General features: G+C 71.8%; 14 protein-coding genes. 5 read left to right on the top strand and 9 right to left on the bottom strand.

What is annotated here, in order from left to right:
• Positions 1–20: 20 nt before the first annotated feature.
• The gene (locus tag ABZ937_RS21350) at positions 21–473 is read right to left on the bottom strand and encodes a MarR family transcriptional regulator (protein WP_361694058.1); all 453 of its coding nucleotides are present in this window, start codon (positions 471–473) and stop codon (positions 21–23) included.
• A gap of 151 nt (positions 474–624) precedes the next feature.
• Here ABZ937_RS21350 and ABZ937_RS21345 point away from each other — a divergent pair, with 151 nt between their 5' ends.
• The 4 genes from ABZ937_RS21345 to ABZ937_RS21330 all read left to right on the top strand — a co-directional run bounded on the left by ABZ937_RS21345 (position 625) and on the right by ABZ937_RS21330 (position 4,559).
• On the top strand, positions 625–1,539 hold the full coding sequence (locus ABZ937_RS21345) for an SDR family NAD(P)-dependent oxidoreductase (RefSeq protein ID WP_361694056.1): 915 nt from the start codon (positions 625–627) through the stop codon (positions 1,537–1,539).
• A 19-nt stretch (positions 1,540–1,558) separates the two neighbouring features.
• Entirely contained in the window at positions 1,559–2,431 is an 873-nt protein-coding gene (locus ABZ937_RS21340; protein ID WP_361694204.1) for an amidohydrolase family protein, read from the top strand.
• Positions 2,432–2,595: 164 nt separating this feature from the next.
• Complete coding sequence (menE, locus tag ABZ937_RS21335) at positions 2,596–4,080, top strand: o-succinylbenzoate--CoA ligase (protein ID WP_361694054.1); 1,485 nt, start codon at positions 2,596–2,598, stop codon at positions 4,078–4,080.
• 14 nt (positions 4,081–4,094) lie between these two features.
• Positions 4,095–4,559, top strand: a complete 465-nt coding sequence (locus tag ABZ937_RS21330) for a MaoC family dehydratase (protein ID WP_361694052.1) — start codon at positions 4,095–4,097, stop codon at positions 4,557–4,559.
• Between the two features lie 131 nt (positions 4,560–4,690).
• On the opposite strand, the gene ABZ937_RS21325 is transcribed toward ABZ937_RS21330, so the two are convergent.
• On the bottom strand, positions 4,691–5,191 hold the full coding sequence (locus tag ABZ937_RS21325) for an MFS transporter (protein ID WP_361694050.1): 501 nt from the start codon (positions 5,189–5,191) through the stop codon (positions 4,691–4,693).
• Between ABZ937_RS21325 and ABZ937_RS21320 the strand changes: the two genes are divergently transcribed.
• Positions 5,190–5,507, top strand: coding sequence for a PaaX family transcriptional regulator C-terminal domain-containing protein (locus ABZ937_RS21320; protein ID WP_361694048.1), 318 nt, complete (start codon positions 5,190–5,192; stop codon positions 5,505–5,507). The genes ABZ937_RS21325 and ABZ937_RS21320 overlap by 2 nt on opposite strands.
• 189 nt (positions 5,508–5,696) lie before the next feature.
• On the opposite strand, the gene ABZ937_RS21315 is transcribed toward ABZ937_RS21320, so the two are convergent.
• The 7 genes from ABZ937_RS21315 to xylB all read right to left on the bottom strand — a co-directional run bounded on the left by ABZ937_RS21315 (position 5,697) and on the right by xylB (position 15,060).
• Positions 5,697–7,220, bottom strand: coding sequence for an aldehyde dehydrogenase family protein (locus tag ABZ937_RS21315; RefSeq protein ID WP_361694046.1), 1,524 nt, complete (start codon positions 7,218–7,220; stop codon positions 5,697–5,699).
• Between the two features lie 56 nt (positions 7,221–7,276).
• Complete coding sequence (locus ABZ937_RS21310) at positions 7,277–8,581, bottom strand: GAF domain-containing protein (RefSeq protein WP_361694044.1); 1,305 nt, start codon at positions 8,579–8,581, stop codon at positions 7,277–7,279.
• Positions 8,582–8,711: 130 nt separating this feature from the next.
• Positions 8,712–9,317, bottom strand: coding sequence for an N-acetylmuramoyl-L-alanine amidase (locus ABZ937_RS21305; protein WP_361694042.1), 606 nt, complete (start codon positions 9,315–9,317; stop codon positions 8,712–8,714).
• Between the two features lie 122 nt (positions 9,318–9,439).
• A complete protein-coding gene (locus ABZ937_RS21300; RefSeq protein ID WP_361694040.1) occupies positions 9,440–10,453 on the bottom strand; it encodes an acetamidase/formamidase family protein in 1,014 nt (337 codons plus the stop codon).
• A 77-nt stretch (positions 10,454–10,530) separates the two neighbouring features.
• Entirely contained in the window at positions 10,531–12,015 is a 1,485-nt protein-coding gene (locus ABZ937_RS21295) for an APC family permease (RefSeq protein WP_361694038.1), read from the bottom strand.
• 344 nt (positions 12,016–12,359) lie between these two features.
• Positions 12,360–13,568, bottom strand: coding sequence for an ROK family transcriptional regulator (locus ABZ937_RS21290; protein ID WP_361694036.1), 1,209 nt, complete (start codon positions 13,566–13,568; stop codon positions 12,360–12,362).
• Positions 13,569–13,614: 46 nt separating this feature from the next.
• On the bottom strand, positions 13,615–15,060 hold the full coding sequence (gene xylB / locus ABZ937_RS21285) for a xylulokinase (protein ID WP_361694034.1): 1,446 nt from the start codon (positions 15,058–15,060) through the stop codon (positions 13,615–13,617).
• Positions 15,061–15,207 lie beyond the last annotated feature (147 nt).

Here is a 15,207-nt window from a genome sequence, read left to right as displayed (position 1 = left end):
GTCTTCAGGCGTGACGCATGTCAGGAAAGCTGTCGCCACGCGTGGTCGAGCGCGACGCGCAAGGTGTCGGTCTGGTCGGCGGTGAGGCCGTCGGTCATGCGCCGCTCCACTTCCCGTACGGGCTGCGCGTAGTCGGCGAGCAGCTGGTGTCCGCGATCGGTCAGCGCGATGAGGAGTTCGCGCCGGTTGGCCGGGTTGGGGCGCCGGGTGACGTAGCCCCGGCTCTCGAGTGTGCGGACCATGTCGGCCATCGACTGCGCGGTGACGAAGGAGTCACGGGCGAGCTGCGCTGCGGTGAGGCCGTCACGGCGCTCCAGCACGGTCAGCGCGGTGTACTGCAGGGCGGTCATGCCCGAGGGCTTGAGCACCTCGTCGAGCCTGGCCCGGACGACGAGTTCGGCTCGTTTGACCAAGTAGAGCAAGGACGGGGGCGCCTTCACTCCTGGGCCGGCCGGCTGCGCGGATTCCGACACGAGACCTCCTTGTTCTCGGCTGTCCCGACGGGTGCCTCGCGGCTGCGCGCCCCGCGGAAGGACTGGCCTCACCCTACCCCATTGACAGGTTTCCTGTCGGTCGCGAGACTGGCGGCCATAGCCAGGAATCCTGTCAATGAAGGGTGGCACCATGGATCTGACGGGGAAGGTGGCCGTCGTCACCGGCAGCGGTCGCGGCCTCGGGTTCGCCTACGCCCGGGCACTCGCCGCGGCCGGAGCGTCCGTCGTGATCAACGACATCGATCAGCAGGTCGTCGATGCGGCGAGGGAGGCCGTGGAGTCCGCCGGCGGCAAGGCGATCGGAGTCACCGCGGCGGTCGGCACAGCCGCCGCGGCCGAGGAACTGGTCTCCGCCGCGACGGAGTACTTCGGCCGGCTCGACGTACTGGTGACCAACGCCGGCATCCTGCGGGACAAGGTCCTGTGGAAGATGACCGACGACGACTTCGACGACGTGGTCCGGGTCCACCTGCGCGGCACCTTCACCTGCGCTCGGGCGGCCGCGGTGCGGATGCGGGAGCAGGGCGAGGGCGGCCGCATCATCCTGATCGGTTCGCCGGCCGGGCAGCGCGGAAACTTCGGGCAGACCAACTACGCGGCGGCCAAGGCCGGCATCGTGGCCATGGCCCGCACCTGGGCCCTGGAGCTGGCTCGGGCGCAGATCACGGTGAACGCCGTCGTCCCGGTGGCCGCCACCGAGATGACCAAGACCATTCCGGCGTTCGCACCCGCCATCGAGGAGGCCGAGCGCCTCGGCGTCCCACTGCCGGACTGGATGCGCAAGCAGGAGGGACTGGGCACCGCGGAGGACGCCGCCGGCCTGGTCGCCTTCCTCGCCTCCGACGCCTCGGCCGCCGTCACCGGCCAGGCGATCGGCATCGGCGGGGACCGGCTGGCGCTGTGGTCCCATCCGCAGGAGAAGAAGGTCGATCTCCGCGACGGCGGCTGGAGCGCCGACGAGATCGCCGCCGCCTGGCGCGACGGTGTCGGCGCGCAACCCGAGGCGTTCGGCATCCCCGCACCCCAGCAGCCGGCGGGACACTGACATGGCCGCCCCCACCCTCATGGACCCGGCCCGGCTGACCGCGATCGACGTGCACACGCACGCGGAGGTGTCCCGCACGGGCCTCCCCTCCCTCAGCCCGGAGTTGATGGCCGCCTCGGAGAAGTACTTCGCCGCCCACGGCCACCGGCAGCCCACGATCGACGAGACCGCCGACTACTACCGACAACGGAACATGGCAGCCGTCGTCTTCACCGTCGACGCCGAGCACGCCCTGGGCCAGCCGCCCATCCCGAACGAGGAGATCGCCGAGGACTGCGCCGCGCACGCCGACGTCCTGATCCCCTTCGCCTCGCTCGACCCGTGGCGCGGACGCGCGGCGGTGCGCCAGGCGCGCCGACTCGTCGCGGAGTACGGCGTGAAGGGCTTCAAGTTCCATCCCAGCCTGCAGGCCTTCTCACCCGACGACCGCATGGCCCGTCCGTTGTACGAAGCCATCGAAGAACTCGGTGTGCCGGCGCTCTTCCACACCGGTCAGACCGGCATCGGCGCAGGGGTACCGGGGGGCGGAGGCATCCGCCTGAAGTACTCCAACCCCCTGCTGATCGACGACGTGGCCGCCGACTTCCCCGGCCTGCGGATCATCCTGGCCCATCCGTCCTTCCCGTGGCAGGACGAGGCCCTCGCGGTGGCGACCCACAAGCCGAACGTGTACATCGACCTGTCCGGCTGGTCCCCCACATACTTCCCGCCGCAGCTCGTCCGCTACGCCAACACGCTGCTGCAGGACAAGGTGCTCTTCGGTTCGGACTACCCGGTCATCACCCCTGACCGCTGGCTGAGCGACTTCGCGAAGCTGGACATCAAGCCCGAGGTCAGGCCACGCATCCTCAAGGACAACGCGCTGCGCCTGCTCGGCCTCACGAAGAGCTGACCGTCGCATCTGCACCCGCCATGCCCACTTCCGGCACCGGCGCACCGACGAGGCCCGGGCAGGCGGCTGTCCGCCCCGTGCCCGTCGGGCACCCCTTCCGTCACCCGCGAGCCCGGCCGTCCCGATGGAAGGCCAGGCTCCCGTCCGAGAGGCAGGGCATCCGTATGCGCAACCAAGGCGTCGGATCCTGGACCGCGCGGCGCGCGCGGAAAGACCCGCACCGTACCGCCGTCGTCCACGACGGTCTCCGGATCACCTACGCCCAGCTGCACGACCGCGCCACGCGCCTCGCTCACCACCTGCGCCGTCTCGGCGTGCGTCCCGGCGACCGCGTCGCCTTCCTCGGCCCCAACCACCCCTCCTTCCTGGAGACCTTCTTCGCGGCGGGTCACCTCGGGGCCGTCTTCGTGCCGCTCAACACCCGGCTCGCCGATCCCGAACTGCGGTACTGCCTCCAGGACTCCGGGGCGAGCGTCCTGGTGCACGCCCCGGCCTTCGAGCCCTTCGCCCTCTCCTGCGGCACCCGGCACCTGGTCGCCGTGGGAGACGGCCTGGACAAGGACCTGGCCGCCTGCTCACCGGTGCCGCTCGACACTCCGGTGACGCACGCCGACCCCGCCATCATCATGTACACCTCCGGGACAACCGGGCGTGCCAAGGGTGCCGTGCTCACCCACGGCAACCTGATCTGGAACAGCCTGAACACCCTGGTCGACGGGGAGTTCGCCGCGGGCGACGTGACTCTGCTGTCCGCGCCGCTGTTCCACACGGCCGCGCTGAACATGACCTGCCTGCCCACCGTTCTCAAGGGCGGTACGCTCGTCCTCCAGGAGTCGTTCTCTCCGTCGCGCACTCTCGACCTGGTCGAGCGCCTCCGGGTCACGGTGATGTTCGGGGTGCCGGCCATGTTCCAGCAGATCGCCGCGGAGCCCCGGTTCGCCGACGCCGACCTCTCGTCGCTGCGGATGCTGCTGTGCGGGGGCGCTCCGGTACCCGAAGCGCTGATACGGACCTACCAGCAGCGCGGACTGGGTTTCCTCCAGGGCTACGGCATGACCGAGGCGTCCCCCGGCGTGTGCCTGCTCGACGCCGAGCACGCCCTCGACAAGGCCGGCAGCGCCGGCACCCCTCACTTCTTCAGCGACATCCGCATCGTCGACCCCGACGGCAGCGATGCCCCGCACGGCGAACTGCTGGTGGAGGGCCCGAACGTCATGAGCGGTTACTGGAACCTGCCCGAGGAGACGGCCGCGGCCATCCAGGACGGCTGGCTCCGCTCCGGCGACATCGCCCGCACCGACGAGGACGGGTACGTCACCATCGTCGACCGCGCCAAAGACATGATCATCTCGGGTGGGGAGAACATCTACCCGGCCGAGATCGAGAACGCCCTGCACCAGCACCCGGCCGTCGGCGACTGCGCCGTCATCGGTGTCCCGGACGACAAGTGGGGTGAAGTCCCCCGCGCCGTCGTGGTCCTGGCACCCCGTGCCCGGGCGAGCGCCGAGGACATCCTCGCCTTCCTCGAAGGACGCCTGGCCCGCTACAAGATCCCCAAGTCGCTCGTCCTCACCGACGCGCTGCCCCGCAGCGGCGCCGGGAAGCTGCTCAAGCAGCGTATCCGCGACAACTTCGGTACCACTTCCTGAAGGAGCCTCCTGCCATGGCCGCATCCCGCACCGTCACCGGACTCGCCGAGATCAAGGCCCTCGCCGGGACCGACCTCGGCCGCACCGACTGGCTGGAGATCACCCAGGACCGGGTGAACACCTTCGCCGACGCCACCGACGACCACCAGTGGATCCACACCGACCAGGAGCGTGCCGCCACCGGTCCGTTCGGAGGGACGATCGCCCACGGGTACCTGACCCTGTCCTTGGTCATCCCCCTCTTCAACCAGCTGCTGGCCATCGAGGGCACGTCGATGAGCCTCAACTACGGCCTGGACAAGGTCCGTTTCCCTCGTCCGGTGAAGGTCGGCGCGAAGATCTGTTTGCACGGCGTGGTGGAGTCCGTGGAGGAGGTCGCCGGCAACGGCGTCGAGATGCGGCTCGCCTTCACCGTGGAGATCGAAGGCTCCGACAAGCCCGCCTGCGCCGCGCAGGCCGTCTACCGCCACTACGCCTGACGCTCGCCGCCGACACCGACCACGAGGCCCGTCCTCCGCGGCACACCGGCCGTCGTGCTGCGGAGGACGGGCCGGTCGCCGGGAGAGCCGGCTGCCGCCCCGCCTCCGCGCCGAGTCGCTCCGGCGGCGCGCTACGAAGCCTGAGCGGTCTCCGGCTGACCGCCGACGGACAGGGGCTCCGAGGACTCCCCGGACATGTCGGTGAGATCGGTGCGGCTGGTCTCTCCGAGCAGGGCGAGGCACACCACCGTGCCCAGACAGAACGTGGCGATGATCGCAGAGATGATCGGCGTTGCCCGGCCGCCGGCGTCCGTCTGCACCTCGGTGAAGATCAGCGGCGCGAAGCCGGCCCCCAACCCCGCGATCTGATAGCCGAGGGAAGCGCCGGTGTAACGGCTCCGGGTGGAGAACAGCTCCGTGTACAACGCGGCGAGCGGGCCGTACATCATCGGGTGGACCAGCGACTGCCCCACCACGAGCGCCAGTACGAGCAGCGCCGTGCTGCCCGTGTCGACGAGCGGGAAGAGCGCGAAGGAGTAGGCGCCCACCGCCAGCGCGCCCGCCAGGACGACCGGCCGCCGTCCCACGCGGTCCGACAGCGCCGACCAGCCGACCTTACAGGCACGGCCCATGGGGCTGACCGACTCCGCAGACCTGATCCGCCGCGCCTTCGACATCGACGGCATCGCCGCCCGCTACCGGGCGTTCCTGGACCAGTGGGACACCGGCGCGCCTCCGGCCGCGGCGGATGACGCCCTCGCCCGCCAGATCCTTCTGCACACCGACTGGCTGCAGGTCGTCCGATGGGACCCCCATCTGCCGGCCGAGCACCTGCCCGAGCGGTGGCCCGCCATCCGCGCCGAGCAGGTCTTCCGCCTCCTCGACCACACGATCGCCCCGGACGCCGCCAAGCTGGCGGCAACGCTGCTGGACGAAATCACCCTGTGACACCGCTTGCGGCGGCGGTATCCCGCGCCGAGAGAAGTGCCCCGACGTCTACGGACGGGGTGCTTCGACCGCCAGGGCGTCACTCCAACCGACCCTCCCGACGCCCGGTGCACGCTGCCCGCCCTGAGTCGCCGTCCGACAAGGGCGCCTGCCGGGCAACTGCCCTGGTCAGGCGCCCTTGTCTCCCGTCTAGAAGAAGCCCAGCCTCTTCGGCGAGTACGAGACCAGGAGGTTCTTCGTCTGCTGGTAGTGCTCCAACATCATCTTGTGCGTCTCGCGACCGATCCCGGACTGCTTGTAGCCGCCGAACGCCGCGTGCGCGGGGTAGGCGTGGTAGCAGTTGGTCCACACGCGGCCCGCCTGGATCGCGCGGCCCGCGCGGTAGGCGGTGTTGATGTCCCGGGTCCACACGCCCGCGCCCAGGCCGTACAGCGTGTCGTTGGCGATTTTGACCGCGTCGTCGAAGTCGTCGAAGGACGCCACCGAGACGACCGGGCCGAAGATCTCCTCCTGGAAGATCCGCATGCGGTTGTCGCCCTCGAAGATGGTCGGCTGGACGTAGTAGCCGCCCTTCAACTCGCCGTCGTGCTCCACGCGCTCACCGCCCGTGAGGATCTTCGCGCCCTCCTGCCGGCCGATGTCCAGGTAGGAGAGGATCTTCTCCAGCTGGTCGTTGGAGGCCTGGGCGCCGATCATGGTGTCGGTGTCCAGCGGATGGCCCGGCTTGATGCGCCGGGTGCGTTCGACGGCCGCCTCCAGGAACTCCGCGTAGTGGCCGCGCTGGATCAGCGCCCGGGACGGGCACGTGCAGACCTCGCCCTGGTTGAGCGCGAACATCGTGAAGCCTTCGAGCGCCTTGTCGCGGAAGTCGTCGTCGTGCGCCCACACGTCGTCGAAGAAGATGTTCGGCGACTTCCCGCCGAGCTCCAGGGTGACCGGCTTGATGTTCTCCGAGGCGTACTGCATGATCAGCCGCCCGGTCGTGGTCTCCCCGGTGAACGCGACCTTCGCCACCCGCGGGCTCGACGCCAGCGGCTTGCCCGCCTCCACACCGAAGCCGTTGACGATGTTCACCACGCCCGGCGGCAGCAGGTCCGCGATCAGGCTCATCCAGTAGTGGATCGAGGCCGGGGTCTGCTCGGCCGGCTTGAGGACCACCGTGTTCCCCGCGGCCAGCGCCGGCGCGAGCTTCCACGTCGCCATCAGGATCGGGAAGTTCCACGGGATGATCTGCGCGACCACACCGAGCGGCTCGTGGAAGTGGTACGCCACCGTGTCGTCGTCGAGTTCTCCCAGCGACCCTTCCTGTGCCCGGATCGCGCCCGCGAAGTAGCGGAAGTGGTCGATGGCGAGCGGGATGTCGGCCGCCAGCGTCTCGCGCACCGGCTTGCCGTTCTCCCAGCTCTCCGCCACCGCCAGCGGCTCCAGGTACGCCTCCATCCGGTCGGCGATCTTCAGCAGGATGTCGGCGCGCTCCGCCACCGGCGTACGGCCCCACCCGGGCGCCGCCTCGTGCGCCGCGTCCAGCGCCCGCTCGACGTCCTCCGCGGTACCGCGCGCGACCTCCGTGAACGGCTGCCCGTTGACCGGCGACGGATTCTCGAAGTACTGCCCGCGCGCGGGCGGCACATAGGCACCGCCGATGAAGTGGTCGTAGCGCGCCTGGTAGGAGACGATCGCGCCGTCCGTGCCCGGCGCCGCGTAACGAGTCATCCTGGTCTGCCTCCCGGTGCGGCGCTGCCCGCCGTTGGGCAGCTCTCGGCGCGAGGCTAGGCAAGCGGACGTTGCAAGTACGTTGCGCCGCAGGTCCGCGCCGCTGCCCCGCCGTCCGGCACCCCCAGCTCGGCCTCCAGCGCGGCGAGCCGGGCCCGGACCGCGGCCGTGGGGCGCACCGCGGCCAGCGCCCGCCACACCTCCAGGTCGTCCTCGCCCCACGGCGCGTGCGCCCAGTCCGCCAGCAGGTCCGGATCGCCGTGCGCGATCAGCGCCGTGCGCAGTCCGCCGGCGAGCCGCTCCCGCAACCGGACGATCGCCGGTGCCTGCGAACCGGGCAGCAGGGGGCCGCTGTACGCTTCCGCCGCCGCGGTGAGCGCACCCGTCCGCAGCCGCCGCTCGACCACGGTGGCATCCGACTCGACCGCGGCCGTCAGCCGGTACGGCCGTGAGGCGAGCAGCCCCGGGCCCCACAGCCGCCGCAGCCGGGCCAGTTCGGCCCGCAGCGTCACCGGGGTCACCGACTCGTCCGCATACAGCGCGCACAGCAGTTCGTCACCGCTCAGGCCCTCGGGATGCCGGGAGAGCAGCACCAGGATCTCGCTGTGCCGGCGGCTGAGCCTGACCCGCCGTCCCTCCAGAGCGAGTTCGGCCTCGTCCCGGCCGAGCGCGCTCAGCAGCGGCGCCTCCTCGGGAGGGGGCGGGGCGAGCAGGGCGAGCTGTGCCTCGGCGGCCCGCGCCACCGCCTGCACGAAGCCGAGGCTGTGCGGATGGGCGAGCCTGTCCCCACCGGTGATGTCCACGGCCCCGAGGACCCGTCCGGTGCGAGGATCGTGCACCGGAGCGGCGGCGCACGTCCACGGCTGCACCCGCCGTATGAAGTGCTCCGCGGCGAAGACCTGCACGGGCCGGTCCACCGTCACCGCGGTGCCCGGCGCGTTGGTGCCGACCGCGCTCTCCGACCAGCGGGCCCCGGGCACGAAGTTCATCCCGTCCGCGCGACGCCGGGTCGCCGCATGCCCCTCCACCCACAGCAGTCTGCCGTGCGCGTCGCACACCGCGAGCAGATGCTCGCCATCGGCGGCGAACGTGCCCATCAGCTCCCGGAACAGGGGCATCACCCGGGCCAGCGGATGCTCCGCGCGGTAGGCGCCGAGATCGCCGTCGGTCAGCTCCACGCTGGCGGTGCCGTCCGGCCCGACCCCGGCCCGCGCACTGCGCCGCCACGACTCCGCCACCACCGACCGCACCGGCCGCGGCACCGTGCCCACCGAGGTGAACGTCTCGTGCGCCCGGCGCAGCACCTGGACACGCTCGGCGGGGTCGGCCCCCGGTTCCAGGGCAACCCATGGATCGGTCAACTCGGCCTCCCCGGACGGCGGTACGGCGCTGATGCGGTGCGGCGGTGGTGACTCTGACTCGGCGGTGGTGCCCCATCCTCACTCCGGGCGTTCGCGCGGACAACCGGTGCGACGGCGGATCGGCCTCCGGTCAGGCGAAGTTGACCAGTCTGATGTAGCGCACCCAGTCCCACAGCGGCCCAGGATCGGTGTGGCTGGTGCCGGGCACCTGATAGTGGCCGATGATGTGCTCCCTGTCCCGGGGGATGCCGTACTTGGCGCAGATCGCGGCGGTGAGCCTCGCCGACTGCTCGTAGAGCACGTTGGTGAAGTAGGCGGGCTGATCCACCCAGCCCTCGTGCTCGATGCCGATGCTGCGCGCGTTGTAGCTCCAGTTGCCCGCGTGCCAGGCGATGTCGGCTTCGTGTACGCACTGGGCGACGTGCCCGTCCGCCGAGCGGACCACGTAGTGCGCGGAGACCTTCTTCTGCGGATCGCTGAAGATCGCCAGCGTGTCGGAGTACGTCTCCTGCGTGACGTGGATGATCACACGGTCGACGCTGTACTCGTCGGGGCGGTCGGACACCGAGTAGTTGGAGGTGCTCGCCGGCCGCCACTCGGCGGGCGGGTAGTCGACGGTCGCGCTCTGCGCGGCGGCACGCGGGTCGGGAAGCAGCGCGTAGGGGACGGCAGCGACTGCCGCGCCCTTCAGCAGCCGTCGCCGGCTGAGCCGCGGTTCGGTTCGGTCCATGTCCATGACGGGATGCCTTTCGGGATGCCTTGGGGATGCCTTTCGGGAGGCGTCTGGGGAGTCAGGGAGTTCCGGGAGATCAGGGGAGTTCTGGGGTGGTCTGGGAGTCAGGGGTACGACGGGAGCCGTCAGTGGCGCAGGGCTCGCGCGGTCTCCCGCAGGTGCGCGTGCACGCCGCGGTATGTCTCCCGCGCCGGGAGCCATTCCTTGCGGAGCTTGGCCACGCACGTGTAGTTGGTGTCGCACACGTTGGCCAACGGTGACTCGACCGCCTGGGTTGCGAATTGGTACGCGTCCAGCTCACTGAACCCGTAGTCGCGCACCAGCCACCGCACCAGGTCGAGCTGCGATATCCGGAACGCGTCCTCCAGCGGGCGGGCCGAGCCGGTCGAGATGATGTGCGTGTCCGACTCCAGCCGGGGCCACGGTGTGGCGACGTCCTTGAGGAGGTCCACGACGACCACCGTGTTCATCGCGCACTCCACGGCCACCCCACAGGTCTCTCCCTCGCCCTGCCGGGCATGGCCGTCGCCGAGGCTGAGCAGGGCACCCTCGACGTTGACGCCCAGGTAGCAGGTGACTCCGGCCCGCATCTCGGGTGTGTCCATGTTTCCGCCGTGCGCATCCGGCACCAGGGCCGAGCGCACCTCCAGGTCGGCGGGTGCCACGCCGACCGTTCCGTGCATCGGGTCCAGCGGCAGCTCCACCCGGATGTCGCTGTCCTGCGCCTGGAACAGCGTGGTCCGCCGGGCCCGGTCCAGCTGCCAGATCCAGACCCGCTCCGGCAGCGGTGGCTGCAGGGTGGCCGTGGTGTGTGTGGAGGTGAGCGCGCCGAAGAGAGGGACCGTCGTGGACGCCGCCCAGTCGCGGGCCGGTTCGATCGACACGAAGTGCACGGCCACGGTGTCGCCGGGCTCGGCGCCCTCGATGTGGAACGGGCCGGTCTGCGGATTGAGGTAGGGGAACTCGCACACCTCGGACACGAGATCCTTCTCGGACCGGACCCGGCCGGCGAAGCAGTCCTCCGTGTACAGGTCGAGAACTGTGCCGGGCGTGATCCGTGCCAGGGGTGCCGCTCCGCCGAACGTCCAGGCGTACTGATCCGGCTCCGGGCGCACGGTGAGGATCCGGGGGTCTGTCATCGTGGCAGCGCTCCCTTCTGAAGAGCGGTCAGTTCCGGGGGGGGCCGGGTGTGGCAACCGCCCGGTGTGACGGTTGATCAGCGGACCACGGTCCCGTCCTGCCGGCCGGTACCGGGGTCGTACGCGTCGAGGTGCACCCGCGCGGTCTCGGCTATGCACTCGGGGTGCCGCCGTATGAGCACGAGCAGGACCACCACGCCCACCGCCAGCCACGCGCCGACGATCGGACCCGCGTAGGACACCGGGGCCGTCAGTTCTGTCACGAAGTCGAAGACCGGGAGACCGGCGGCCGTCAGCAGGGCGGGGATGAACGCGGCGATGCCCAGCACCGGGAAGACCAGGTGCCGTACCGGCTTGAAGGCGGCTCGGCCGGCGCGCAGGAAATGGCCGGAGCAGGAGAGAATGACGACGATGTAGACGCCGACGACGACCGTGACGATCACCGTGGCGAGGAGCAGATACGCGGTCACGGGGTCGTAGGCGAGGCCCAGCCCCAGCGCCGCTGCGACCGCCACGGCGCTCTGCACGGCGATGCCCGCCACGGGGGAGCGGTGCCGGGGATGGAGCGTGGCGAGCAGGCCGGGCAGGACGCGGATGCGGGCCAGGGCGAAGGCCGTGCGGGTCGAGACGTTCGCGCACGCGTTGGCGTTCGCGATCGTGGAGTTGACCACCGCGAGGAACACCAGCACCCAGAAGAGACCGAACGAGGCGCGGGCGACGCCCTCCCAGCACGCCTCGCCCGAGGCGCCGAACTTCGCGAAGCGGTCGGGGCCGAAGTAGACGGTCATCGCATAGGTCGTCAGCACGTAGAACAGGCCGATGCCCAGGGCCGCTCCGAGGACCGCGCGGTGCATCGTCCGCCGTGGGTCGCGCGTCTCCTCGGCGAGCGGTGCCGCCGCCTCGAACCCGGCGAACGCCAGCACCGTGTACACGGATCCGGCGAACACCCCGGCGGTGCCCGCGTACCCGTCGGCGGTGTGGGACGTGCCGAACACCGACAGCGTGTTGGCGCTGCCGGCCTTCCCGATGAGCAGGACCGCGAACACCAGGAGGACGAGGACCTCGAAGACGCCGAGGACGGTGCCGAGGCGGGCGGCCGCGCGGACGCCGAGATAGCCGGCGAGGGCGATCACGCCGGCCCCCGCCAGCGCCCACGGCCACCACAGGTCCTCCGGGTACGCGGACCACTCCGCGTGCAGCGTGCCCGCCGCCGTGAACCCCAGCTGCAGGAGCAGCAGCGGTGGCACCAGCATCTCCACGAAGACGTACGCCCAGCCGACGAGGAAGCCGACGGCCGGGTGCAGGCCCCGCGCGGCGTACGTCGCCACCGAGCCCGCCGCGGGCAGCTCCCGGGCCAGCTCGGCCACGCAGGAGGCGGTGAAGAGACAGGCCACCAGGGCGACCAGTACCGCCAGCGGAAGACTCCCGCCCGCGAAGGCGGCGCCGGACGGGATCGACGCGGCCACCGCGGCGGCCGGCGCCATCGCCGTGATGCTCTGGAACAGGACTTCCCGTAATCCGATGGCGTCGCGCCGCAGCGCCCCGGTCTGCTCCCCGTGCATGTGTCCCCCGATCCGCGTCCGTCCGCTGCCACCCGTCGACTGCGTGGTTGCTCATCCCGCAAGCGCCCGGCCGCTCATGACGGGCCGTCGGCTGGGCCTCGCGTGAATCACGGTACGGCGCGGCCCGATCGGGCAGAAGGCCATGCCGCGGTTCCGTGGACAAGTCGCGGCTTGTGGATATCCCGGTCACCCGATCGGGCGAGTCCTGTGGCGCCCGGGGATCGGCGAACCGTTTCTTCCTCCGGCGCGCCGGGATGGCGACGACAGGCGCGCCGTCGTGGAAGAAGCAGCCGAACACTGGCCGGAGCCGGGCACGCTCCGGGAAACACGGCCCGCGAGCGGCGTCAGGCTCGATCCGCCACCATCGCGGGATCGTCCAGGACCGCACGGACGACCGAGTGCGCGGCGCCCAGCAGCGGACCCTGCGGGCCCAGCCCTGACACCGTCACCGGGCAGGCCGGGCCCGTCGTCCGGCCCGCCAGCTCCGATTCCAGCGCCGGCAGCAGCCACGGCGAGAGGCCGGCCAGGGCGCCGCCCAGGACCACCGTCTCGGGGTCGAGCAGGTTCACCGCTCCGGTCAGGGCGATGCCGAGCGCCGCACCGGCGTCCCGCAGAGCCCCCCGTACCCCTTCGTCGCCCGACTCGGCGCGCTCCGCGAGCAGGCCCACCAGATCCTCCCGCGGTTCCAGCCCGGCCGCGCGCAGTACCGCCTCCTCGCCCGCGTACTGCTCCAGGCATCCCCGGCCACCGCACGGGCAGGCAGGACCGTCCGGCCGTACCGGCACATGGCCCAGTTCGCCCGCGAAGCCACGGTTCCCGCGCAGCAGCCGGCCGTCCACGACGACCGCGGCCCCGATACCGATCTCGGCCGACACGTGCAGGAAATCACCGGGGGTGTCGGCGCCGAGCCACAGCTCGGCCAGGGCGCCGAAGTTGGCCTCGTTGTCCACGGTCAGCGGCGGGCCGTCGGGCAGCAGGTCGCCGAGGTCGGTGTCGTGCCAGTCGAGATTCGGGGCCCGTACGACCGTCCGTCCGTCCCTGGCCACCAGTCCGGGCACGGCGACCGCGAGCCCGGCGGGCCACAGTTCCGCCCGCTCCGCCTCCGCGACGACCCGGCGGATCAACGCCGTCAGCTGCTCGATGACGGGCCTGGGCGCCCGGCCGCGGTTGCCGCCGTGCCGTACGGCCCGAGCGCGGACCTCGCCGCGCAGGTCGACCGCGCACACCGCGAGGTGGTCGACGCCGATCTCCGCCCCGATCCCGGCCGGCCCCCGGCCGCTCACCGCGAGTGCCGACCCGGGCCGGCCCACCCGGCCCGGCCGCTCGGGACCGAGTTCCTCCAGCAGACCCCAGCGGATCAGCTCGTCCACCAGGGTCGACACCGCCGCCCGCGTCAGCCCGATCTGTGAGGCGACCGCCGCCCGGGACAGCGAACCCTCGGCGCTGACGGCATGCATCACCCGGGCGAGGTTGCGGCGGCGCATGCCCTGCTGGGTGTCCGGCAGGGCGCGCCCGGCGCCCGACGGGCGCGCCTCGTGCAGCGGTGCGGTCATGCCTCTGTCAATCCTCGGTGTCTGCCGCCCGGCTGGGGCGGCTCGGTCACTGGGTGTCCGTGTCCCGCTCCAGCAGCGGGGCCGCGTCGGAGAGTACCCCGGTGATCCGGTCGAGCGTCGCCGTGTCCTGTTCCACGGCCTCCAGCACCGGGCCCGCCGTCGTGTTCCAGCGGCGCGCCACCGCCGCGGGATCCTCGCCGGTCAGCAGTCCCGCCGCCTGCGCCGCCGCGCCCAGAGCGACCAGTTCCCTGGCCTCCGGGACCTGGACGGGCCGTCCGGACAGCCGGCGCACGGTGCGCTGCCAGGCCGTCCCCCGGGCGCCGCCGCCGATCAGCAGCAGCGGGGCGCTGCGGTCCGCGTCCTCGTCGAGGACCAGCTCGAGCGCCCCGAGCAGCGCGTGCACCGCTCCGTCGTAGGCGGCCTGGAGCAGCTGACCTGCGGTCGTGTCGTGCCGCAGCCCGTGCAGCAGCCCGGAGGCGTGCGGCAGGTTCGGTGTGCGCTCGCCGTCCAGGTAGGGCAGCAGCGTCACCGAGCCGCCCGGCTCCACCGCCTCGCGGTCCAGGCTCAGCAGGCCCGCGACACGGTCCACCGCGAGGGTGCAGTTCAGGGTGCAGGCCAGGGGCAGCCAGTCCCCGTGGGCGTCGGCGAAGCCCGCCACCGTGCCGGTCGGATCGGCGGGGCGGCGCTTGGAGACGGCGTAGACCGTGCCGGACGTGCCGAGGCTGAGCACCGGGGTGCCGGGCCGCAGGCCGAGGCCCAGCGCCGCCGCGGCGTTGTCGCCGGTGCCCGGGGCCACCAGCGTGCCCTTGGAGAACGGCAGGTCATGGCTGTCCCGCACGGTGCCGGCCACCTCGCCGGGGCGCACCACCCGGGGCAGCAGCGCCGGATCGAGGCCGATGTGCGCGAGGGTCTCCTCGTCGTACGCCTCCGTCGAGGACGCCCACCAGCCGGTGCCGGAGGCGTCGCCGCGGTCGGTCGTGCCCTGCCCGGTCAGGCGCTCGGTGAGGTAGTCGTGGGGGAGTCGTACCGCCCGGGTCGCGCGGACCGCCTCCGGCTCGTGCTCGGCGAGCCAGGCCCACTTGGTGGCCGTGAAGGACGCGCCGGGCACGCTGCCGGTCCGCTCCGCCCAGGCCTTCGGCCCGCCCAGCTCCTCCACCAGACGGCGGGCCTGCGGCGCCGAGCGGACGTCGTTCCACAGCAGCGCCGGACGCACCGGCTCGCCGTGCCCGTCCAGCGTGACCAGGCCGTGCTGCTGGCCGCCGATCGACACCGCCGCCGCCTCGTGCGCCGGTGCACCGCACTGCTGCAGCGCCGAGCACAGCGCCTCCCACCACTGACGCGGATCACTCTCCCGGCCCATGCCGGTGGTCACGGTGTGCGGCGCCTGGCCGCTCGCCACGACCTCCCCGGTCGCCGCGTCGACTACCAGCGCCTTCGTGGACTGAGTGGACGTGTCCACGCCGACGACGAGCGGACCCTCGGCTGCTGACATCGGGCTCTCCCTCTTCCGCGGCTCCGCGGGATGTGCGGTGGGCTGTCAAAGACACCTTCGTAGAGACACCTTGCCGTCGAAGACATCTTGTCTCTTCCCAGACGGTGCGCCCGCATACTAATTTGTAAACGGCCATGACGAAATAGT

This window comes from Streptomyces sp. NPDC046727 (assembly GCF_040645635.1).
GTDB lineage: Bacteria > Actinomycetota > Actinomycetes > Streptomycetales > Streptomycetaceae > Streptomyces.
The sequence above is the reverse complement of the archived record's forward strand: the minus strand, read 5'-3'. Positions and strand labels throughout refer to the sequence as shown.